This window comes from Streptomyces sp. NPDC101776, assembly GCF_044766845.1.
GTDB lineage: Bacteria > Actinomycetota > Actinomycetes > Streptomycetales > Streptomycetaceae > Streptomyces.
The window spans coordinates 229,301-250,095 of sequence record NZ_JBIWMV010000007.1 but is presented as its reverse complement, the minus strand read 5'-3'; the positions used below and the strand labels follow the sequence as shown (position 1 = coordinate 250,095).

The window sequence follows — 20,795 nt, the reverse complement described above, 5'->3', positions numbered from 1 at the left end:
GCTCGTTCACCTGTGATCGACCGAGGAGTGACATCAGTGACCGATCTGTGGAGCGACCTGCTCTCCTGCCTGGATCTCGACACCCGGCCCGGTGACGTGTACGAGGGCCGCAACCAACAACTCGGCTACCACCGCATCTTCGGCGGGCAGTTGCTCGCCCAGAGTCTCCGCGCGGCCCAACTGGCCTGCCCGGACAAGGCGGTCAAGAGCCTGCATGTGCAGTTCGCCCGGGCGGGGCGGCCTCAGGAGCCGGTGCGGTACGAGGTGACGCGTCATCATGAGGGCGGCTCCTTCGCCACGTTGACGGTCGTCGCGCGGCAGACGCAGGGGGTCGCGGCCGTGGCGGCGGTGTCCCTGCACGCCCACGAGGAGGGCCCCGATCACCAGATCGCGTTCCCGATGCCCGCGGTGCCGGGAGCGGAGCACGACGTGGAGTTGTCGCTGCTTCCCTGGGACACCCGGGCCACCGTCGACGTGGACTCGGCGAAGTCGGAGGCGCCGGAGTACGACCTGTGGATACGGACACCGGCCGTCGCCCCTGAACTGGCCCCGGCGTTGACGGCGTACGCGAGCGATCTGAGTCTGATCGGTACGGCGCTTCGGCCGCTGGAGGGAGTCACCCAGCATGATTCGGGAACGGCGTTCTCCTCCGCCGTCACCGCGCACACGGTGTGGTTCCATCGGCCTTTCACCACGGACGACTGGCTTCTCCTGCGCCAGCAGAGCCCGCTTCTCGCGCACGGCCGCTGCTACGGCCGGGGCGATGTGCTCACCGCGCAGGGGTCTTTGGTCGCCTCGTTCGCCCAGGAGGCGTTGCTGCGGTTCCGTGCGGTCGCGTAGCTGCGGCCTGTAGGTCCCGCGTGGTCGCGACCAGTACCCGCGAGGCGGTCAGCGCATGACGGTGCCGCCGTCGACGTTGATGACCTGGCCGTTGATCCAGGCGCCCTCGTCGGAGACGAGGTGGGCCACCATGCCGGCGACGTCGTCGGCGCGACCGTGCCGGGTGCTGCGGGTACGGGCGAGCAGAGCCTCCAACAGGGCCGGTGCGGCGCCCTCCTGGATGGCCTGGGTCAGGATCAGGCCCGGCGCGACCGCGTTGGCACGGATGCCCTCGCGGCCCCAGCGGGAGGCGACATGGCGGGCGAGGGCGTTGATGCCCGCCTTGGTCGCGGAGTACGCGGGGCGTGCGGCCTCGCCGGTGAAGGCCGCGATGGACGAGGTGTAGACGATCGCGCCGCCGCCCCGGGCGAGGAGTTCGGGAACGGCGTACCGGGTGACGAGCATGTGGCCCCGCAGATTGACCGCGAAGGTCCGGTCCCACACCGCGAGGTCCATGTCGACGACGTCGGTGTCCCGGGACACCGCGCCCATGTCGCCCGCGTTGATGTGCACGGCGTCCAGTCGGCCGTACGTCCGCACGGTGGTCCGCACGAGTTCGGCGACCGAGTCCTCGTCGGCGATGTGGAAGCCCACCGCGACCGCCTGGCCACCGGCGTCGGTGATGGCCTCGGCGGTCCGGCGGGCTCCGTCGAGGTCGAGGTCGCCGACGACGACTCTGGCGCCCTCGTCCGCCAGCCGGCGGGCCGACGCGGCCCCCAGCCCGGTGGCCGCACCGGCGACGAGAACGGCCTTCTCCTTCAAGCGCTCCACGCTGTTCCCTTCTCTTCGTCGACGCGCTCTCCACCACCGGGACCGGCAACTCGCCCACTACGGTGCCGGTACCTCGATGACCGTGGCGGAGCCCATGCCGCCGCCCGCGCACATCGCGGCGACGCCGATGCCGCCGCCGCGGCGGCGCAGTTCGTGCACGAGGGTGACCAGCATCCGGGCGCCGGTCGCGGCGACCGGGTGTCCGAGGGAGCAGCCGCTGCCGTTGACGTTCACGCGGTCGGGGTCGAGCCCGAGCAGTTTCACGGCGGCGACGGGCACGGCGGCGAAGGCCTCGTTGATCTCGAAGAGGTCGACGTCTGCCGTCGAGAGTCCCGCGCGGGCAAGGGCTTTGGGGATCACCTTCACCGGGGTGAGGCCCGTCTCGGCGGGGTCGGAACCGACGGACGCCCAGGCGCGGACGACGGCGAGTGCGGGCAGGCCCAGCCGGTCGCTGGCCACCACCAGCGCGGCGGCACCGTCGTTGGCTCCGCCCGCGTTGCCGGCCGTGATGGAGAAGCCCTCTATCTCCGGGTGGAGCGGCTTGAGGGAGGCCAGCTTCTCCAGGCTCGTGGTGCGGCGGGGGTGTTCGTCGACGGAGAACAGGCCGTGCGGTGTGTCGATGGGCACCAGCTCGTCGTCGAAGCGGCCTTCGTCGATGGCGCGAATGGCGTTCTGGTGGGAGCGCAGGGCCCAGGCGTCCATGTCGGCGCGGCTGAGTCCGGCCCGTACGGCGGTGTTCCAGCCGACCGTGATCGACATGTCCAGGTTGGGTGCGTCGGGGCGGTCGGGGTGCGTGGGCGGGCTCCAGGGTTCGACCCACTCGCCGTCTACGCGGAAACGCTGTTTCGGCGATGTGGAAGCCGAGTTGACGCCGCCGGCGATGACGAGTTCGTCCATGCCCGCGCGGATGCTCGCCGCCGCGCTCTGCACGGCGGCGAGTCCGGCGGCACAGTGGCGGTTGTGGGCCAGGCCCGGTACGGAGGTGAGGCCGACGGTCAGTGCCGCGTGCCGGGCCACGACCCCGCCGCCGTAGAGGCCCTCGCCGAGGATCACGTCGTCGACCGCGTCCGGGTCGAGGCCGTCCGTCGCGGCCGCGGCGGCGACGATGTGATGGGCCAGGTCGAACGCGGTGGTGTCGCGCAGGGTGCCCTTGACGGCGGTGCCGACGGGGGTGCGCAGGGCGGACACGAGGACTGCTTCAGGCATGGGTGGTCTCCAACTCGGCCAGCAGGGTGCGGCGCAGCAGCTTTCCGGTCTCCGTCTTGGGGAGTTCGGCGCGGAACACGATGGTGTCGGGGGTCTTGGAGGAGCGCAGCCGGTCCTTGACCCACTGGCGGACCTCCGCCGGGTCGCCCGCGCCGACCACGACGGCCACGATCCGCTGCCCCCACTCCGGGTCGGGCACGCCGATCACCGCCGCCTCCACAATCCCGGGGTGGGCGACGAGAACGTCCTCTATCTCGGCGGGAGCGATGTTCTCGCCGCCGCGAATGATGGTGTCGTCGGCGCGTCCCTCGATGAACAGATAGCCGTCGGCGTCCAGTCGGCCCCGGTCCCGGGTGGGGAACCAGCCGTCCTCGTCGAGGGTGCTACGGCCGCCGTACTCGCCGGAGATCTGGTCACCGCGCACGAACACGAGCCCGGTCTCCCCGGCGGCGGCCGGCCTTCCGTCGTCGTCGCGGATCTCGATCTCGACGCCGGGCAACGGCCGCCCCACGGAGCCGAGTCGGTCCCTCACGGCGGGGTCGGAGGCCGCGAGCGCCTCGCGGTGGTCGTCGGGCCCGAGGACCGCGACCGAGGAGGCCGTCTCCGTCAGGCCGTACGCGTTGACGAACCCCGTGCCGGGGAAGATCCGCAGCGCCTGTTCCACCACGGGTCGCGGGGTCCTGGCGCCGCCGTAGGCGAGGCTGCGGAGCGTGGGAGTGCCGGCGTCGCCGGCCGGGGCCTCCGCGACGATGCGGGCCAGCATGGTGGGCACGACGAGTGCGTGGGTGACCCGCTCGCGGCGCGCGGTCGCGAGCCACTCCCCGGCGTCGAAGGCTGGCAGGTACACGAGGCGGCGGCCGGAGTAGAGGTTCGTGAGCAGGTTCATCAACCCGGCCACGTGGTACGGCGGGACGGCCACGAGTGACGCGTCGCCCTCCTCTGCGGAGGCGAACTCCTGGGTGTTCAGGACGTAGGCCAGCAGGTGCCGGTGGCGCAGCAGTGCCGCCTTGGGCTCGGCGGTGGTGCCGCTGGTGTAGAGGACCACGGCGACGGAGTCCTGATCCTGGGGCTGGGCCAACTCCGGTGCGTCGGTGCCCTCTTCGGCGCTCAGCAGGGCGTCGAGGTCGGCGGAGCGCAGGACGAGCGCACCGGGGTGGCGTGCCAGGAGGCGGGCCAACTGGTGTTCACCGAGGCGGTAGTTGAGAGGGATGAACGGGATGCCCGCCAGGGCGGCGCCGAACAGGGCCACCGGGTAGGCGAGGTGACTGGGGCTCAGATACAGCACGGCCGGGTGGCCCTGGAAGCGGTGCGCGGCGGCACGGGCGCGGGCGAGCAGGTCCGAGGCGGTCAGGGAGCGGCCGTTCGCCGTGACCACCGGTCGGTCGCCGCCCGAGGCCACCATCTCGAGAATCATGGTTATATTCATGAGAATGCTATTCTCGTCTCACTAGAGCGCTGTTCGCAAGAGAGGAAATCCTTGATGCAGATCAGTGGGAGCTCCGCGGTGGTCGTCGGCGGGGCGGGCGGCCTGGGCGAGGCCACCGTCCGTCGACTGCACGCGGCGGGAGCGAAGGTCGTCGTCGCCGATCTGGCCGACGAGAAGGGCAAGGCCCTGGAGCAGGAGCTCGGTGTTCGCTATGTGCGCACCGACGCCACCGACGAGGACGACGTCCAGGCGGCGCTGGCCGAGGCGGAGTCGGCGGGACCGCTCAGGATCTCGGTGGACGCGCACGGCGGACCGGCGAGCGGTGGCCGGCTCGTCGGCAAGGACGGCTCGCCCCTCGACCTCGCGGGTTTCCGCAAGACGATCGACGTGTATCTGACCGGTGTGTTCAACGTGCTGCGCCTGGCCGCCGCCGCGATCGCCCGTCAGGAGCCGCTGGACGGCGGCCGGGGCGTCATCGTCAATACGGCCTCGATCGCCGCGTACGAGGGCCAGATCGGCCAACTCCCTTACGCGGCGGCCAAGGGCGGGGTCGTCAGCATGACCCTGGTCGCCGCCCGCGACCTCTCCCCGCTCGGCATCCGGGTCGTCACGATCGCGCCTGGCACCTTCAACACACCGGCCTACGGCAAGGCGGGCGACCAGTTGGAGGCCTACTGGGGGCCGCAGATCCCGTACCCCAAGCGCATGGGGCTGCCGGCCGAGTACGCGGGTCTCGTGCAGCACGTCGTGGAGAACGACTATCTCAACGGCGAGGTCGTCCGTCTCGACGGCGCCCTCAGGTTCCCGCCGAAGTGACCGACCTCGGTGAAGTGCCGGGCGTGGGCGGGCACTTGAAGGGCAAGGTCGCGTTCGTCGCGGGCGCCAGCCGCGGCATCGGCCGCACGGTCGCGGTGGCGCTCGCGGAGGCGGGCGCCTCGGTCGCCGTGGCCGCGCGTTCCGAGCGGGAAGGCCGGCTGCCCGGGACGGTCCACTCGGTCGCGGACCGGATCGTCGCGGCGGGCGGGCGCGCCCTGCCCGTGCCCTGTGACGTGAGCGACGAGGCGTCGGTCGAGGCGGCCGTGGCCGCCACGGTCGCGGAGTTCGGCGGAATCGACATCCTCATAGCCAATGCCGGGGTGCTGTGGCTGGGCCCGGTCGAGACGACGCCGCTCAAGCGCTGGCAGTTGTGTCTGGACGTCAATCTGACCGGGGTGTTCCTGGTGACCCGGGCGGTGATTCCGCACGTACGGGCGCGTGGCGGTGGCTCGTTGGTGGCCGTGACGACCGGCGGGGTGGGCATGACGGACCGGGGGGCCAACGCGTACTGGGTGTCCAAGGCGGCGGTCGAGCGCCTCTACCTGGGCCTCGCCGCCGACCTGAGGAAGGACAACATCGCGGTCAACTGCCTTGCCCCGTCACGGGTGGTGCTCACCGAGGGCTGGCAGGCCGGTGGCGGCGGCCGGGAGATCCCGCCGGAGATGGTGGAGCCACCGGAGGCGATGGCGCGGGCCGCCGTCCTGCTCGCGGGCCAGGACGCCACCGGCCTCACGGGGACCGTCCAGCGCTCGGAATCCCTTTCCTGAAAGGCAGTTGGGCCCGCAGGCGACGCGGGACGCGCATGACTGTTCGGCATCATCGGGGGCACTCGGGAGACAACGGCGCAGTCACCGGGATCACCGGTGGCGCGCCGTCTATCCGTAGGGGTTAACAGATGCTTGCATTCGTGGCGGCCGCGCTCTTCTTCATCGCCTTCATCATCCGTATCACCGAGACGTCGACGCAGATCGTCTTCAGCTCGACGAGCCTGATGCTGCTCGGGCTCGCCTTCCTCGCCGCGCACTCGGCCGGCGTGGGATCCGGCTGGACCGCCCGGCGCAGCGGTCGTCGGCGCTGACGGGCCGACGCACGACGGGTCAGCGCCCGGCGCGTTCCCGTACCGCCGCGCAGACCCCGCCGTCGACGAGAACGTCGATTCCGGAAACGAAAGCGGCCTCGTCCGACAGCAGAAAGGCCACCGCGGCAGCGACGTCCTCGGCCCGGCCCACCCTCCCGAGCGGCGTCTGTTCCACCAGGGCTGCCATGGCGGGCTGGGCCGAGGCCTCCTGTTGCCCCTGAGGGGTGTCGATGACGCCCGGCGAGACGGAACACACCCGCGCGCCGTACGGTCCGAGCCGCACCGCCTCTCGCCGTACGAACCGGTGCACTCCGTGCTTGGCCCACGCGTACGCGAGACCGGTGTTCTCGACGGCCGGCCCGAGGGCGTCGCGCAGCCGCTCGAGAAAGTCGTCCCGGAGCGGTTCGTCGAGGATCGCCGCTACGGCGGGATCGGCCTCCAGGTTGCCGAGGAGCGGGGCCATGGAGGCGAAGCACACCATCGCGGTGCCCTCTGTGGCGAGCGGGCGCAGTGCCTCGGCGAGGCGTGCGGTGCCGACGAGGTCGACGTCGAAGATGCGGCGCCAGTCGGCCATGGTGGGTGAGATTCCGGCGGCGTGGGAGACAGCCCTGAGGGTGCCCAATTCTGCTGTGCGGGCGGCAAGTTGGGCCAGTCCGGCCGTGTCGGTGATGTCGAGGACGAAGGGTTCGACCCTCATCTCCCCGTCCGCGGCGGCGAGTTCCTTCGCCGCGGCGGTCACGGCCAGCTCGTCGCGGTCCACCAGCAGCAGCGTGTCCACCAGGTCGGTGAGCCGCCGCGCGCAGGCCAGTCCCATGCCGCGCCCGGCCCCGGTCGCGATGCCCACGGTCGTCATGCGTCCCCTCCTCCATGGCTCCAGAGTTTCTCCAGCCCCGGCCGTGCGAGCCGGTCCACGAGTTCCACGAGGAGACCGCTCGGGGCGCGCAGAAAGGCGAAGGGCGCGCCGCCGGAGCCGGTCCGGGTCGCCTCGGTCACGAAGCCCTGCCGGGTGAGTTCGGACGCGTCCGCGGCCACGTCGTCGGACCAGTAGCCGACGTGGTGCACACCGCCGGCCACCGGTTCCCACAGGGTTCCGGGGACACGGCGGACGATCTCCACTCGGGGCAGCGTCCGGGAGTAGGCGCAGCTGATGTCCAGAACGGTGTTTCCGGTCGGCAGGGTCAGCGGTACCGCCCCGCCGATCTCGGCGCACCACTCGTACCCGAACGCGGCCGTGAACTCGGCCAAGGTCGCCTCGAAGTCCTCGACGACAAGCCCGAGATGGAACTGGTCCTCCGCCCTCACGACTCCCCCACCACCCCGGAAACGTCATGCTCACCCAGTCGGGGCGGCGGCCCGTAGTCGGGCTCGTACCCCGCGACCCGCACGGAACTACGCACCAGCCGGAAGTCCCCGGCCCTCACCACGGCCTCGGGTGTCGCCGCCAACGCCTGCGGCAGCGTCCGTACGGCGGCCGCGGGCACCCCGAGTGGACGCAGCCGCGCCTCCCAGGCCACGGCGGTGTCACCGGCCAGGGCCTCCGTCACGGCGGCGAGTACGTCCTCGCGGCGTTCGGCGCGTTCGGCCATGGTGGGGAATCCCTGGATGCCGGCCTCGGCGGCGAAGGACTTCCAGAAGCCGTCGTGGGTGATGAAGAGCGCCAAGTGCCCCTCGGCGGTGGGAAAGAGCTGGGCCGGTACGTAGTAGGAGTGCGCGCCGAGCGGCAGCCGGCGTGGTTCGACGCCCTCGTTGAGATAGGCGGAGGCACGGTAGTTGAGCTGAGAGAGCATCACATCCCTTAGCGAAACCTCCACTTGGCCGCCGCGCCCGGAGACGATCTGCGCGAGGAGCCCCAACGCCGCCGTCAGACCTGAGGAGTTGTCGGCCGAGGAATAGCCGGGCAGGGTCGGTGGCGCGTCCGGGTCGCCGGTGAGGGCGGCGACTCCGGTGGCGGCCTGCACCACATAGTCGAAGGCGGGCTCGTCGCCCGCTTCCAGGCCGTAGCCGGTGAGCGCGACGCACACGATCCTGTCGTTCCACTTGCGCAGGGCGTCGTAGGTCAGGCCCAGTCGGTGGATCGCCGACGGTTTGAGGTTGACGAGCAACGCGTGGGCGTCGGCGACGAGTTCGCCGAGTCGGGCCTGTCCGTCGGCGGTGGTGAGGTCGAGGCGGATGCTGCGTTTGCCGCGGTTGAGGCTGGCGAAGTAGGCGTCGCTCACCTGGCGGGAGATGTCCCCGCCGGGCGGCTCGATCTTGGTGACCTCGGCGCCGAGGTCGGCGAGCATCATCGTGGCGTAGGGACCCGCCAGCATGTGGCCGACCTCCAGGACGCGGATGCCGTCGAGCGGTCCGGCGGTCATCGCAGGTCCGCGGCGAGGGCGGCGAGCATGTCGCGGGTGCGGTACTTGGAGGCGACCAGTTCGTCGCGGGTGTCGCCGATGGGCAGCAGCCGTACGGAGAGGTCGGTGACCCCGGCGTCGGCGAACCGCTTGAAGCGGGCGGCAATGGCGTTCTCGTCGCCCGCCGCGCACAGATCGCCGATGTCGCGGGCGTCGCCGTATTCGAGAACTCGTTGGTAGTTGGGTGAGATCTCGGCTTCGCCGAGGATGCGGTTGGCGCGCTCGCGGGCCTCGTCGACCCGGTCGGGGCTGCACAGACAGACCGGGATGCCCGCGACGATCCTCGGTGTCGGACGTCCGGCGCTCTCGGCGGCCTTGGTGATGCGGGGGACGACGTGTTCGGCGACGGCGCGTTCGTCGGCCATCCACAGCACGGTCCCGTCGGCCCGCTCTCCGGCGAGCCGCAGCATGACCGGGCCGAGGGCCGCGAGCAGGATCGGCAGCGGGGCGACGGGGGCCAGAGTGAGCGGGTTGTGGACGGTGAACGTCTCGTTCTCGACCTCGACCACGCCCGTTCCGTCGAACGCGGCGTCGAGGACGTCCAGGTAGTCGCGGGTGAGGGCGGCCGGCTTCTCGTAGGGCAGCCCGAGCATGTCCCGGATGATCCAGTGGTGGGACGGCCCGAGGCCCAGCGCGAGCCGTCCTCCCGCCGCGGCCTGGGCCGAAATCGCCTGCCGGGCAAGGGCGATGGGGTGCTGGGCCTGCAACGGCACGACGGCGGTGCCCAGTTCGATCCGCTCGGTCCGCGCGCCCATGAGCGCGATCGCGGTGAGCGCGTCGAAGTCGGTGGGGATCTGCGGCACCCACACAGTGTCGAAGCCCGCCTTCTCGGCCCATGTCACGTCGTCGATCATCCGTGTGACCTTGCGGACCGAGTCCCCGCGCTCGGGCCCGATCATCACTCCGATGCGCACGCTGCCTCCAGGTGTTCGGCTTGCCGCCGGGTCATGGCGAGGTGACGGATGTCAGGGCGCGCATCTCGGCGACGAGGGCGTCGAGGGGTGTGCCCGTGGGGAAGACCGCGGCGGCGCCCGCGGTGAGCAGTTTCGGTACGTCGGCCGGCGGGATGGTGCCGCCGACCACGACGGCGATGTCCTCGTTCCCCGTGGCGCGCAGGGCCTCGATCACGCGGGTGGTGAGAGCGAGATGTGCGCCGGAGAGAATGCTCAGGCCGACGACGGAAACGTCCTCCTGTACGGCGACGGCCACGATGTCGTCGACGCGTTGCCGGATCCCGGTGAAGATGACCTCGAATCCCGCGTCTCGCAGGGCTCGCGAGACGATCTTGGCGCCGCGGTCGTGTCCGTCGAGGCCCGGTTTGGCGACCAGTACGCGGGCGGTCATCAGAACACCACCGGCTGCTGGAACTCGCCCCAGACCGCCTTGAGCGAGGCCACCATCTCGCCGACCGTGCAGTAGGCGTTGGCGCAGTCGACGAGGATGGGCATGAGGTTCTCGGTACCTTCCGCGGCGCGGGCCAGTTCGGCGAGGCGTTGTCGTACGAGGGCGGCGTCGCGGGTGGCCTTGACGTCGGCGAGCCGTTTCAGCTGCCGGTCGCGGCCCTCCGCGTCCAGTTCGTACGTGGCGAGGTCGGGCGGCGGTTCGTCCGAGACGAAGCGGTTGACGCCGACCACCGGACGGGTGCCCGCCTCTACCTCGCGGTGCGACTGGTAGGCCTCGTCGGCGATGAGCGTCTGCAGATAGCCGTCCTCGATGGCCCGGACCATGCCGCCGTACCGCTCCAGGTCCTCCATGATCTCGACGATGCGGGCCTCGGTGGCGTCGGTGAGCGCCTCGACGAAGTACGAGCCGCCGAGCGGGTCCGCGACCCGGGCAACGCCCGTCTCATGAGCGAGAATCTGCTGTGTGCGCAGTGCGAGGGTCGCCGACTCCTCGCTGGGCAGCGCGAACGGTTCGTCCCAGGCGGCCGTGAACATCGACTGGACCCCGCCGAGCACCGAGGCGAGTGCCTCGTAGGCGACCCGGACGGTGTTGTTCTGCGCCTGAGGTGCGTACAGCGAGGCCCCTCCGGCGACACAGCCGAAGCGGAACATGGCCGCCTTGTCGCTGTCCGCGCCGTAGCGCTCGCGCACGATGGTCGCCCAACGCCTGCGTCCCGCCCGGTACTTGGCGATCTCCTCGAAGAAGTCGCCGTGCGTGTAGAAGAAGAAGGAGACCTGCGGGGCGAACTGATCGATCGTCATACGGCCCCGGGCGAGCACCGTGTCGCAGTAGGTGACCCCGTCCGCGAGTGTGAAGGCCATCTCCTGCACGGCGTTGGCGCCGGCGTCCCGGAAGTGCGAGCCGGCGACCGAGATCGCGTTGAAGCGTGGTACTTCGGCCGCGCAGAACTCGATGGTGTCGGCGATGAGTCGGAGGGACGGTTCGGCGGGCCAGATCCAAGTGCCCCTGGAGGCGTACTCCTTGAGGATGTCGTTCTGGATCGTCCCGGTGAGTTTCGCGCGGGGCACGCCCGCCCGTTCGGCTGCGGCGACGTAGAAGGCGAGCAGGATCGCGGCGGTGCCGTTGATGGTGAAGCTGGTGCTGATCCTGTCCAACGGGATGCCCTCGAAGAGGACTTCGGCGTCGGCGAGCGTGTCGACGGCGACTCCCACCCGGCCGACCTCCTCGCCGACTTCGGGGTCGTCGGAGTCGTAGCCGCACTGGGTGGGCAGGTCGAGCGCCACGGAGAGTCCGGTGCCGCCCTGTCGGAGGAGGTAGTGGTAGCGGCGGTTGGACGATTCGGCGGTGCCGAAGCCGGAGTACTGGCGCAGCGTCCACAGCCGCCCTCGGTACCCGGTGGCGTAATTGCCGCGCGTGAAGGGGAAGTTGCCCGGCGCGGGCGGTTCGGTGCCGACGTCGTCGGGGCCGTAGACCGGTTTGAGGGGCAGGCCGGACGCGGTCCGGACGAGGTCGTCGTCCTGGGGCGGTGTGGGAGGCGTCATCGCAGGAGGTCCTTCATCACTTTTCCGGTGGCGTTCAGCGGCAGTTCCGTCAGGAACTCCACAGTCCGGGGCACCTTGAACCCGGCCATCCGGAGCCGGCTCCACTCGATCAACTCGTCGGCGGTCAACGGTCCCCGGAGGACGACGAAGGCCTTGCCGACCTGTCCCATCCGTTCGTCGGGGACGCCGATCACGGCGGCCTGGGCGACCGCCGGGTGTTCCATCAGGAAGCCCTCGATCTCGGCCGGGTAGGCGTTGAAGCCGCCGACGATGAACATGTCCTTCTTGCGTCCGACGATCCTCAGGTAGCCGCGCTCGTCGAGCGTGCCGAGGTCCCCGGTGTGCAACCAGCCGTCCTGGTCGATGGCTTCGGCGGTCGCGTCGGGGTCGTTGAAGTAGCCGCGCATCACGCTGTAACCGCGGACCAACACCTCGCCGTCGTCGGCGATGTGGACCTCGACGCCGTCGCAGGGGGTGCCGACGGTGGTGGCGATGTCCTCGAAGGAGTCGCCGGGGCGGGTGGCGGTGGCGGTGCCCGCCTCGGTCAGGCCGTAGCCCGTCATGATCGAGGTGAAGGGCAGTTCGGTCATCACGCGGCGGATCAGTTCGACGGGAATGTCGGCGGCTCCGGTCACCGCAACTCGCAGTGAGGACAGGTCTCTTGAGCCGCGGTCGGTGAGCAGGGAGTGGTAGAGCGTGGGCGGGCCGGGCAGGACCGTCACCTTCTCGCGCTCGACCAGTTCCAGGACGTGGTCCACGTCGAAGACGGGTACGGGCAGGATGGTCATGCCGCGGATGAGGGAGGCGACCATGCCCGCCTTGAAGCCGAAGATGTGGAAGAACGGGTTGACGATCAGATAGCGGTCGCCCTCCCTGACCCCGGCGAGGTCGCACCACTCCGCGTAGAGACGGAGCGTCTGGGCGTGGGTCATCAGGACGCCCTTGGGCCGGCCGGTGGTGCCGGAGGTGAAGACGATGTCGCTGACCTGGTCGCCGGTCACCTTGCGCTCGAAGGGTGAACCGCTCGCCAGGAAGCCGGACTTGAGGTCGATGACCGGCACACCGGGTGGTGCTTTGAAGTCCAGGCCGAGGAAGCCCTCCTGGACGAGAACGGCCTTCGCACCGCTGCGCACGATGATGTCGTGCGCCTCGTCCGCCTTGAAGCGGGTGTTGACGGGCACCACCACACCGCCCGCGGTCATGAGGCCGAAGGCGGCGATGATCCACTCGGCGGAGTTGGGCGCCCAGATCGCGACCCGGTCGCCCTGCTCCACCCCGGCCGACGCGAACGCTCCCGCAGCCACACGCACCCGTTCGACCAGCTCGGTGAACGTGAGGCGGAGTGGGCCGTCCACCACGGCTTCGGCGTCACCGAAGCGGTCGGCCGCGCTCAGTACCATCTGCGGGATGCTCTCCCAGGTCATACGCCGATCAGGCGGGCGAGGTTGCCGCCCATGATCTTGGCCTGGTCGGCCTGCTTCATGCCCTGGATGGCGTCGATGTAGGAGACCGGGTCGGCGAGCCCCTCGGGGTGGGGGTAGTCGGACCCGAACAGGACGCGCTCGACCCCGACGACCTCGGAGAGCGCGGCCATGTCCTCCTCCCAGAACGGGCTGATGTGGATGCGGTTCCTGACCTCTTCGACCGGGTCGCCGAGGAAGCCCTTGGGCTGCTTCTTGTAGGTGCTGCCGAGTTGGTCGAGCAGCGGCAGCAGCCAGGAAGAGCCGTTCTCGATGACCGAGACCTTGAGTTCCGGGAAGCGGAACAGGGCTCCGTGGCAGACCCAGGACGCGACCGCGTCGGTGACCGGGCGCCACTCGGACATCATGCGGAAGACCTGCGCCTGGAACGGCGTCATCTCCTGGCTCTTGCCCTCCCAGTCGCTGGAGTAGCGGGAGTAGCCGCTGTCGGAGGAGTGCATGGCCACCAGCACGCCCGACTCCTCGACGCGCTTCCAGAAGGGGTCGAACTCCGGCAGCGCGAAGGAGCGCGACCCGCCGTAGCCGGGGACCGGGGCGGGCCGGATGAGGATCGCCCGCGCGCCGCGTTCCAGGCACCACTCCAGTTCGGCGATCGCCTTGTCCAGGATGGGCAGGCTGATCACCGGGGTGGTGAAAATGCGGTTCTTGTAGTTGAACTGCCAGGTCTCGTGCAGCCATTGGTTGAGGGCGTGGACGACGACATGGATCAACTCCGGGTCGTCCCGCATCCGTTCCTCGACCAGGCTGGCGAGGGTCGGGAACATCAGGGTCTGGTGGATGCCCAGGTCGTCCATGAGCGCCAGGCGCGGCCCGGGCTCGCGGAACGCGGGGATCGACCGCATCGGCTCGCCGAACAGCTCCCGGTGGGACTTGCCCTCCGGGTTCCCCTCACGGAAGTAGTCCTCCCACGCGCCGGGCCTGGCCACGACCTCGAAGGTGGGGTTGGGGATGTAGTCGCTGATCTGACCGCGGATGGCGATCTTCGTACGGCCCTTCACCTGCACGTACTGGATGGCGCTCGCGTACTGCTTGGGCAGGTACCGGGTGAGCGCATCCTCCGTCTCGTACAGGTGGTTGTCCGCGTCGAACAGTGGATACGGCGGCACGCGCGATGGCATGAGATCCTCCTTCACAGATTGCGAGAATCCTATTCTCACTCTTGATGGGCGGCAATATCCTTGCGGAGAACGAACTTCTGGACCTTGCCGCTGGCGGTACGCGGGAAGTCCTCGACGACATGCAGTTCCTCCGGCCACTTCTGCCGGGCCAGACCCGCCGCGGCGAAGTGGTCGCGGAGGTCGTCGAGGGTGGGTTCGGCGTGGCCGGACCGCAGTCGTACGACGGCTGCCGCGTGCTCTCCGAGGCGGGCGTCCGGGGCGGCCACGACCGCGGCCTCGGCGACGGCCGGCAGGGCGAGGAGAACCTCCTCCACCTCCAGCGCGCCGATGTTCTCGCCGCCGCGGATGATGATGTCCGCCTTGCGGTCGGTGATGGTGAGGTAGCCCTCCTCGTCGAGTTCGCCGATGTCGCCGGTGCGGTACCAGCCGTGCTCGTCGAAGGCCCGCTCGGTGAGGGCGGGGTCGGTGTAGCCGAGGCAGAGGTCCGGGCCCCGGCTGAGGATCTCGCCGTCCTCGGCAAGCCGGATCTCGACTCCGTCCAGCGCGTCCCCGTCGGTGTAGAGCCGCTTGCCCTCGGGCGCGGTGTGGCTGGAGGCCGTGATCGAGGGGTGCTCGGTGCTGCCGTAGGCCCGGAAGACCGTGATGCCGAGGTCCGCGAGGCGTCTGGTCACCGCGTTCGGTACGGCCGCGCCGCCGAGGCCCGCGTACTTCATGCCCGCCAGGTGGGCGGGTGTGAAGTCGGGGTGGTCGAGCAGGCTCGTCATGTAGTAGGCGGCGCCTCCTCCGACGGTGAGTCCGTCGCGGGCCATCAACTCCAGGGCGAGGCCCGGGTCCCAGGTGTCGGCGAGGTTGACCGGGGAACCGTCGAGGACGGGGATCAGGAAGGCGTTGACCATGCCGATGAAGTGGCCGACGGGCGCGGAGGTGAGCTGGTCACCGCGGTCGGGCGGGTAACGACCGGCCAGTTGACGGGTCTCGAAGCCCAGGGTGCGGTGGCTGTGCACAACTCCCTTGGGATCGCGGGTCGTTCCCGAGGTGAAGGCGATCAGCGCGGGCGCGGACGGGTCCGCCGGCACCACGCCCGGCAGCGGTTCTTCGGCGAGCAGCTCGTCGAAGTCCCGGCCCACTACGCCGACCACCGGGATCTTCGCGCTCAGGCCGGGGTCGTGGCGCAGATGCCCGAACCGTTCGGCGGTGACGAAGACCCTGGGTTCGACCGTGTCCAGGATGTAGCCGACTTCCTTGCGTCCGTAGAAGTGGACGATCGGCACCACGACCGCGCCGAGGAACGCCGACGCCCAGAAGACCGCCGCCGCCTCCATCCAGTTGGGCAGTTGGAAGGCCACGGCATCACCGGGGCCGACACCGCGTGCGCGCAGCCCGGCGGCCAATCGGCGGGCGGTCAGTTCGACTTCGGCGAAGGTGCCTTCCCAGGGCCGTACCGCCGAGTGCGCGCGGAACACGGTTCCCGGGGCCGCCGCGAGTCCCCGCGCCAGCAGGTCGCCGATCGTCTCACCGGTCCACCAGCCCTCCGCCTCGTAGCGGTCGACCAGTTCGGCGGGGATCGTTCGCACGACAGGAACTTCCTCTCGTCATTGAGAATTGCACTCTCTCAGAGCGAGAAGGTAAATTCCATACATGGGACGAGACCACGGGTTCCACCCGGTGCGGATCACACGGATCATCCAGGAGACGCCCGACACACGGACGTACGTACTCGACGCGCCCTTCCCGTACCGGGCGGGCCAGTTCGTGACGATCAAGGCCTGTGGCACGCTGCGCAGTTACTCGATGTCCAGTTCGCCGGAGACGGACGCCGAGTTGATGACGACGGTGAAGCGGGTTCCGGGCGGTCTGGTGTCCAACTGGATGCACGACCATCTCGCACCCGGCGACGTCGTCGAGACCACGCTGCCCGCAGGGGTGTTCTGTCTGCGGGAGGGCGAAGAGGCGGGCGCGGCAAGCGAGTTGACCGATCCGGTGGTGGCGTTCTGCGGGGGCAGCGGGATCACCCCGATCCTCTCGCTCGCCAAGTCTGCGCTGGCCGGCACCGGGCGCCCGGTGCGGGTGATGTCGGCCAACCGGGACGCGGGCGCCGTCATCTTCGCCTCCGCACTGGGCGAGTTGGCACAGCGGTACCCCGGACGGTTCGAGATCCGGCACCACCTCGACGACTGGGAGGGCTTCGTCACAGCGGACCAGGTACGGGAGTTCGCCGGCGGCGACACGGACGCGGATTTCTACCTCTGCGGGCCCGCGCCCTTCATGGAGCTGGTGGAGTACGCGCTTCTCGTCCACGGAGTCGCCCCGGAGCGGATCTTCGTCGAGCGGTTCGCGCAGACCGCCGATCGCCCGCCCCCGGAGAACGCCGAGCAGGAACCGGAGGAGTCGCCCGAACAGGACGGCACCGTCACGCTCGTGCTCTCCGGCAAACGGCACACGCTCGCGCAGCGCTCCGGCGAGACGTTTCTGGAGAGCGCGCGTCGGGCGGGTCTGGCCCCGCCGTTCTCCTGCGAGGCGGGCAACTGCGCCACCTGCATCGCCCAAGTCACCGCAGGCGAGGCCAAGATGCGCGTCAACAACGCGCTCGACGAGGACGAGGTCGCCGAGGGCTGGGTGCTGACCTGCCAGGGCGAGCCGACCACCTCGCACGTCACTGTCGTATACGAGGACTGAGGCCATGGACGTAGATCTCGAACTCGACGAGGGCCTGGCGGTCGTCACCATCGACCGCCCGCAGGCCCGCAACGCCATCGCCCCGACCACGATGGACGAACTCGACAAGGCGCTCGACGCGGCCGCGGGCGCCAAGGCCCTGGTCATCACGGGCGCCGGCGACCGGGCGTTCGTCTCCGGCGGGGACCTGAAGCAGCTGAGTGCGATCCGGACCGAGGAGGACGCGATGGCCATGGCCCTGCGGATGAGGGGGATCTGCGATCGCATCGCGCACTTCCCCGGACCGGTGATCGCCGCGTTGAACGGGCACGCGTTCGGCGGCGGCGCCGAGGTCGCGGTGGCCGCCGACATACGGGTCGCCGCCGACGACATCAGGATCGGCTTCAACCAGGTGGCCCTCGCCATCATGCCCGCGTGGGGCGGCGCCGAGCGCCTCGCCCAACTCGTCGGCAGGGGTAGGGCGTTGATGCTCGCGGGTGCCGGGACGGTCCTCGACGCGGCCGAGGCCCAGCGCGTCGGACTGCTCGAACTGGTGCTGCCGCGCGCCGACTTCGCGGAGGGCTGGCGCACCCTGGCGAGATCGCTGGCGACGAATCCGGCGCGGGAGATCAAACGCGTGATGAGCGGAGCCGTCCCGGAGGAGGAGGCGGCCCGCGCCTTCGCCCGCCTCTGGGTGTCCGAAGAGCACTGGCAGGCAGCGGAGAGGGTGATGTCCCGTGGGTGACACACGAGTTGGGGCGACCGGAGCGGGCGCCGACCTGACCGACGTACGGGCGGACACGGACCGTGCGGCGGCAGGCGACGGGCGGGTGCGGGTCGAGTCGAGTCCGGTCGGGCCGATCGTACGGCCGCCGGACGCGAGCGATCTCGTCGTCCTCTATCTGCACGGGGACCGACAGTTGTCGGGTTCGCCGGAGTCGGCGGTCGACCTCGCCGAGCGGATCGCCTTGCGTACAGGGGCTGTTGTGGTGTGCCCGCGTTACCGGTCGTCCTTCCCGGGGGCGCTGGACGACGTGCATGCCGTGTACAGCTCGTGCCAGGCCCGTGGTCCGGTCGCGTTGGCCGGTGAGCGGTTGGGGGCCGGGCTCGCGGCCTCGCTGCTGGTGCGGCTGCGGGACATGGGGGCGCGGCAGCCGGAGTGTGCCGTGTTGAGTTCGGCGCTGCTCGACCTGACGCTGGACGCGCCGAGTCTGCTGTTCAACGCTGCCGCCGATCCGGGCTTCGACATCGACGAACTCCGCTTGCACGCGGCCCGGTTCGCGGGCGGCGCCGACCGGACCAACCCGCTGCTGAGCCCGCTGCACGCCAACCTGCACGGGCTGCCGCCGATCCAACTCCTGGTCGCCGGTACCGATCCGCTGCTGGACGACTCGCTGTCGTTCGCGGCCCGCGCGGCCCGCTCCGGTGTCACGGTGGATCTCCGGGTACGGCCGGACGCGGTGAGTCTGCATCCCGAGAGCGTCACGGCCATGGCCGATTTCATACAGGCGTGGGCCCGAGCAGGACGCCCATGACATCGCGGATGATCTCGGGGTAGTCGGTCTGCTCCTCGTCGAGCATCCACTGCTGCTGGACCCCGTCGAGCATCGCCACCACGGCGGTGGCGGCGGCTCGGGGGGTCAGACCGCTGGGCACACGGTCGCCGTAGAGCGCGGTGAGATGCTTGACGGTGTGGTCCTGGATCGACCGGTAGTAGTCGTGGCAGAACCGCATCGCCTCGTCGCTGCCGGTGACGCCCTCGGCCACGAGAACGCTGTGTATCTGGGCGAGACCGGGGTTCTTGTGGTCGTGGATGATGACCTCGGCGAGCAGCCCGGGCAGGTCCTCGCCGGGGTCCGCATGGAGTGCGGCCAGGTGTTCGCGGGCGAGGTCCTCGCGGAGCTGGACGAGGGCGAGGAGAAGCCGCTTCTTGCTCGGGAAGTAGTGCAGTACGCCCTGTCTGGTCAGGCCGGCGCGCTCGGCCACGGCGTCGATGGATGCCTTCTTGTAGCCCCGCTCGGCGAAAACCGCCAGCGCGGCATCAAGGATCTCCTCGTGTCGGGCCGTCGTCATCGAGCACCCCTTCCACCCCGGCAACACCCATGTGACATTACGGTTGCCGTCGCGATCGGGCGACCCTTCCGGCCATGACGGAACCATTGACCGTCCTACGGCGGCCCGTCGGGCCGTTCGCCCTCACGTACTCCGGGACGGCGGCTCGAAGCCGGAGACGATCACGGCGTTCGTGTCGGCCGCGGCCTCCCGCAGGGGCTTCGCGCGTTGGTAGGCCTCCGACTCGTACCAGGCTCGCGCGGCTTCCACGGAGTCAAATTCGAGAACGACGGTCCGGTCACCGTGCCACTCGCCTTCCAGGAGCCGCGGCCGGCCGTCGACCGCAAGGACGGAGGCGCCGCCCTGGGCCATCGACGCACCGGCGGCACGGCTGTAGGCGTCCATCCCGGCCGGGTCCTTGATGGACTCGGTCAGGATGACGTATCCCTTGGGCATCCCGTTCTCCTCAGCTCAGTGTGATCGCGCGCTCGGGGCAACTGCCCTGTGCCGAGCGGACCTGGACCTCGTACTCGGCGGGAATGTCGGGGGTCAGCACCTCGGCGTAGCCGTCGTCGGTCAGGTCGAACACCTCGGGGCAGATCGACCAGCAGATCCCGTGGCCCCGGCAACGGTCCGCGTCGACGACCGCCTTCATCGGGCGGACACCTCGGCGAGCGTGAACTCCAGGTTCAGATGGGTGAGTCCGCGCAGGATGTACGTCGGCAGGTAACGGTATGTCCGGGCGTCGGCCGGGCCGTGCACGCTTTCCGAGATCCTGATGTCCGTCGTGCGGTCGAGGATGCGCTCGATGCCCACGCGGGCCTCGGCGCGGGCGAGCGGGGCGCCGGGGCAGGTGTGGGGGCCGCGGCCGAAGGCGAGGTGGTGCCGGGCGTTGGCGCGGGCCGGGTCGAAGGTCTCGGGGTCCTCGAAGTGGCGCGGGTCGCGGTTCGCGGCGCCGTTGAGAACCATGAGGGTGGTGCCGGCGGGGATGTCGACGCCGCCCACGGTGGACGGGACGCGGGACAGCCGGAAGTCGCCCTTGATCGGGCTCTCGGTGCGCAGCGTCTCCTCGATGAAGTTCGGGATGCGGTCGCGCTCGGTGCGCAACAGCCGTTGCAGATCCGGGTCTTCGGCGATCAGCTTGAGGGCGTTGCTCAGCAGCCGGACCGTGGTCTCCTGGCCGGCCGCGAACAGATTGGTGGCGACGCGGGCCACGTCCGCGACGTCGGGGGTCGAGCCGTCGCTGAACTTCGCGAGGGCCAGGCCCGTGATCACGTCCTCGCGGGGTTTGAGGCGGCGCTCCTCCACGTAGGCCGAGAACTGCCCGTACAGGTACTCGAGCGGCGAGTACGACACCTCGCCGTCCGTGCTGCCGATGCCGCCCTGGGGGTGGTGTTCGAGGCCCTCGACGAACGCGTTGCGGTCCTCGTCGGGCACGCCCAGCAGGTCGGCGATGACCCTCAGGGTGAAGGGACCGGCGAACCCGCTGATGAAGTCGCCCTCGCCGCCCGCGAGATAGGCGTCCAACTGCGCGTCGGCGAGGTGCCACATCGACGCCTCGTTCTCCTTCAGGCGGCGCGGGGTGATCATCCGCATCAGCAGTCCGCGGTGATCGGTGTGCAGGGGCGGGTCGAGCGTCGGCAGTTGGTCGCTCATCGGGAGCTGGTCGCGGTACTGCTCGATCAGCGCGCTGACGTCGACGTCACCGTCCAGCGGGACGGGGAACCCGGGGAAGGGTCCGGTCACCGAGAGGCACGACGAGTACGTGTCGGCGTCGTTGAGGACCTGGATCGCCTCGTCGTACCCGGTCACCATCGTCACGTCGTGGTGGCTCTCACGTTGCACCGGGCACTTCCCGCGCAAGGCCGCCAGGTAGGGGTAAGGGTCCGCGACGACTTCGTCGTCCTGGAAGAAGTCGATCGCCTCGAAGTCCTTCACGGTGTACACGATTCCCTTCGGTCACCAGTCTGAC

General features: G+C 70.2%; 23 protein-coding genes. 7 read left to right on the top strand and 16 right to left on the bottom strand.

Features of this window, described 5'->3' with window-relative positions; genetic code table 11:
• Nucleotides 1-36: 36 nt before the first annotated feature.
• Nucleotides 37-840, top strand: coding sequence for an acyl-CoA thioesterase (locus ACIRRY_RS23820; protein WP_403976056.1), 804 nt, complete (start codon nt 37-39; stop codon nt 838-840).
• 48 nt (nt 841-888) lie between these two features.
• On the opposite strand, the gene ACIRRY_RS23815 is transcribed toward ACIRRY_RS23820, so the two are convergent.
• Genes ACIRRY_RS23815 through ACIRRY_RS23805 form a run of 3 tightly spaced genes read right to left on the bottom strand, consistent with a single transcriptional unit; the run spans nt 889 to nt 4,270 of the window.
• Entirely contained in the window at nt 889-1,650 is a 762-nt protein-coding gene (locus ACIRRY_RS23815) for an SDR family NAD(P)-dependent oxidoreductase (protein ID WP_403976053.1), read from the bottom strand.
• A 57-nt stretch (nt 1,651-1,707) separates the two neighbouring features.
• Nucleotides 1,708-2,856 carry a thiolase family protein gene (locus ACIRRY_RS23810; protein ID WP_403976051.1) on the bottom strand — a complete coding sequence of 383 codons (1,149 nt, stop codon included), beginning with the start codon at nt 2,854-2,856 and terminating at the stop codon, nt 1,708-1,710.
• A complete protein-coding gene (locus ACIRRY_RS23805) occupies nt 2,849-4,270 on the bottom strand; it encodes a class I adenylate-forming enzyme family protein (protein WP_403976048.1) in 1,422 nt (473 codons plus the stop codon). Before ACIRRY_RS23805 ends, ACIRRY_RS23810 begins: the two co-directional genes overlap by 8 nt.
• 66 nt (nt 4,271-4,336) lie before the next feature.
• Here ACIRRY_RS23805 and ACIRRY_RS23800 point away from each other — a divergent pair, with 66 nt between their 5' ends.
• From ACIRRY_RS23800 to ACIRRY_RS23790, 3 genes are all read left to right on the top strand, one after another.
• Nucleotides 4,337-5,098 (top strand): SDR family NAD(P)-dependent oxidoreductase, encoded by a 762-nt coding sequence (locus ACIRRY_RS23800; protein WP_403976046.1) that lies wholly within the window; start codon nt 4,337-4,339, stop codon nt 5,096-5,098.
• Nucleotides 5,095-5,865 (top strand): SDR family NAD(P)-dependent oxidoreductase, encoded by a 771-nt coding sequence (locus ACIRRY_RS23795; protein WP_403976044.1) that lies wholly within the window; start codon nt 5,095-5,097, stop codon nt 5,863-5,865. The genes ACIRRY_RS23800 and ACIRRY_RS23795 overlap by 4 nt, the downstream gene beginning before the upstream one ends.
• A 128-nt stretch (nt 5,866-5,993) precedes the next feature.
• The gene (locus ACIRRY_RS23790) at nt 5,994-6,176 is read left to right on the top strand and encodes a hypothetical protein (RefSeq protein WP_403976041.1); all 183 of its coding nucleotides are present in this window, start codon (nt 5,994-5,996) and stop codon (nt 6,174-6,176) included.
• Between the two features lie 19 nt (nt 6,177-6,195).
• Here ACIRRY_RS23790 and ACIRRY_RS23785 read toward each other — a convergent pair whose 3' ends face one another.
• From ACIRRY_RS23785 to ACIRRY_RS23745, 9 genes are read right to left on the bottom strand one after another with little or no spacing between them, the layout of a single operon-like run.
• Nucleotides 6,196-7,029 carry an SDR family oxidoreductase gene (locus tag ACIRRY_RS23785; protein WP_403976039.1) on the bottom strand — a complete coding sequence of 278 codons (834 nt, stop codon included), beginning with the start codon at nt 7,027-7,029 and terminating at the stop codon, nt 6,196-6,198.
• The gene (locus tag ACIRRY_RS23780; protein ID WP_403976037.1) at nt 7,026-7,478 is read right to left on the bottom strand and encodes a VOC family protein; all 453 of its coding nucleotides are present in this window, start codon (nt 7,476-7,478) and stop codon (nt 7,026-7,028) included. The genes ACIRRY_RS23785 and ACIRRY_RS23780 overlap by 4 nt, the downstream gene beginning before the upstream one ends.
• Nucleotides 7,475-8,533 (bottom strand): CaiB/BaiF CoA transferase family protein, encoded by a 1,059-nt coding sequence (locus ACIRRY_RS23775; protein WP_403976034.1) that lies wholly within the window; start codon nt 8,531-8,533, stop codon nt 7,475-7,477. The genes ACIRRY_RS23780 and ACIRRY_RS23775 overlap by 4 nt, the downstream gene beginning before the upstream one ends.
• Nucleotides 8,530-9,486, bottom strand: coding sequence for an LLM class F420-dependent oxidoreductase (locus ACIRRY_RS23770; RefSeq protein WP_403976031.1), 957 nt, complete (start codon nt 9,484-9,486; stop codon nt 8,530-8,532). Before ACIRRY_RS23770 ends, ACIRRY_RS23775 begins: the two co-directional genes overlap by 4 nt.
• A 31-nt stretch (nt 9,487-9,517) precedes the next feature.
• Nucleotides 9,518-9,916, bottom strand: coding sequence for a cobalamin B12-binding domain-containing protein (locus ACIRRY_RS23765; protein WP_403976028.1), 399 nt, complete (start codon nt 9,914-9,916; stop codon nt 9,518-9,520).
• Nucleotides 9,916-11,517, bottom strand: a complete 1,602-nt coding sequence (locus tag ACIRRY_RS23760; protein ID WP_403976026.1) for a methylmalonyl-CoA mutase family protein — start codon at nt 11,515-11,517, stop codon at nt 9,916-9,918. The genes ACIRRY_RS23765 and ACIRRY_RS23760 overlap by 1 nt, the downstream gene beginning before the upstream one ends.
• Nucleotides 11,514-12,941, bottom strand: a complete 1,428-nt coding sequence (locus ACIRRY_RS23755; protein ID WP_403976024.1) for a FadD3 family acyl-CoA ligase — start codon at nt 12,939-12,941, stop codon at nt 11,514-11,516. Before ACIRRY_RS23755 ends, ACIRRY_RS23760 begins: the two co-directional genes overlap by 4 nt.
• Nucleotides 12,938-14,116: an amidohydrolase family protein gene (locus ACIRRY_RS23750; protein WP_403976021.1), complete on the bottom strand. Its 1,179-nt coding sequence runs from the start codon at nt 14,114-14,116 to the stop codon at nt 12,938-12,940. The genes ACIRRY_RS23755 and ACIRRY_RS23750 overlap by 4 nt, the downstream gene beginning before the upstream one ends.
• Before the next feature lie 35 nt (nt 14,117-14,151).
• Complete coding sequence (locus ACIRRY_RS23745; protein WP_403976018.1) at nt 14,152-15,690, bottom strand: AMP-binding protein; 1,539 nt, start codon at nt 15,688-15,690, stop codon at nt 14,152-14,154.
• A 64-nt stretch (nt 15,691-15,754) separates the two neighbouring features.
• On the opposite strand from ACIRRY_RS23745, the gene ACIRRY_RS23740 reads away from it, so the two are divergent.
• From ACIRRY_RS23740 to ACIRRY_RS23730, 3 genes are read left to right on the top strand one after another with little or no spacing between them, the layout of a single operon-like run.
• Nucleotides 15,755-16,792: a 2Fe-2S iron-sulfur cluster-binding protein gene (locus ACIRRY_RS23740; RefSeq protein ID WP_403976016.1), complete on the top strand. Its 1,038-nt coding sequence runs from the start codon at nt 15,755-15,757 to the stop codon at nt 16,790-16,792.
• 4 nt (nt 16,793-16,796) lie between these two features.
• On the top strand, nt 16,797-17,516 hold the full coding sequence (locus ACIRRY_RS23735; protein WP_403976014.1) for an enoyl-CoA hydratase/isomerase family protein: 720 nt from the start codon (nt 16,797-16,799) through the stop codon (nt 17,514-17,516).
• Nucleotides 17,509-18,306 (top strand): alpha/beta hydrolase fold domain-containing protein, encoded by a 798-nt coding sequence (locus tag ACIRRY_RS23730; protein WP_403976011.1) that lies wholly within the window; start codon nt 17,509-17,511, stop codon nt 18,304-18,306. The genes ACIRRY_RS23735 and ACIRRY_RS23730 overlap by 8 nt, the downstream gene beginning before the upstream one ends.
• Here the strand turns inward: ACIRRY_RS23730 and ACIRRY_RS23725 are convergent.
• The 4 genes from ACIRRY_RS23725 to ACIRRY_RS23710 form a co-directional block, all read right to left on the bottom strand.
• Nucleotides 18,272-18,844 carry a TetR/AcrR family transcriptional regulator gene (locus tag ACIRRY_RS23725; protein WP_403976009.1) on the bottom strand — a complete coding sequence of 191 codons (573 nt, stop codon included), beginning with the start codon at nt 18,842-18,844 and terminating at the stop codon, nt 18,272-18,274. The genes ACIRRY_RS23730 and ACIRRY_RS23725 overlap by 35 nt on opposite strands.
• Before the next feature lie 123 nt (nt 18,845-18,967).
• Nucleotides 18,968-19,279 carry a DUF1330 domain-containing protein gene (locus ACIRRY_RS23720; protein WP_403976007.1) on the bottom strand — a complete coding sequence of 104 codons (312 nt, stop codon included), beginning with the start codon at nt 19,277-19,279 and terminating at the stop codon, nt 18,968-18,970.
• A gap of 10 nt (nt 19,280-19,289) precedes the next feature.
• Nucleotides 19,290-19,478, bottom strand: coding sequence for a ferredoxin (locus tag ACIRRY_RS23715; RefSeq protein WP_403976004.1), 189 nt, complete (start codon nt 19,476-19,478; stop codon nt 19,290-19,292).
• On the bottom strand, nt 19,475-20,761 hold the full coding sequence (locus ACIRRY_RS23710) for a cytochrome P450 (protein WP_403976002.1): 1,287 nt from the start codon (nt 20,759-20,761) through the stop codon (nt 19,475-19,477). The genes ACIRRY_RS23715 and ACIRRY_RS23710 overlap by 4 nt, the downstream gene beginning before the upstream one ends.
• Nucleotides 20,762-20,795: the final 34 nt, after the last annotated feature.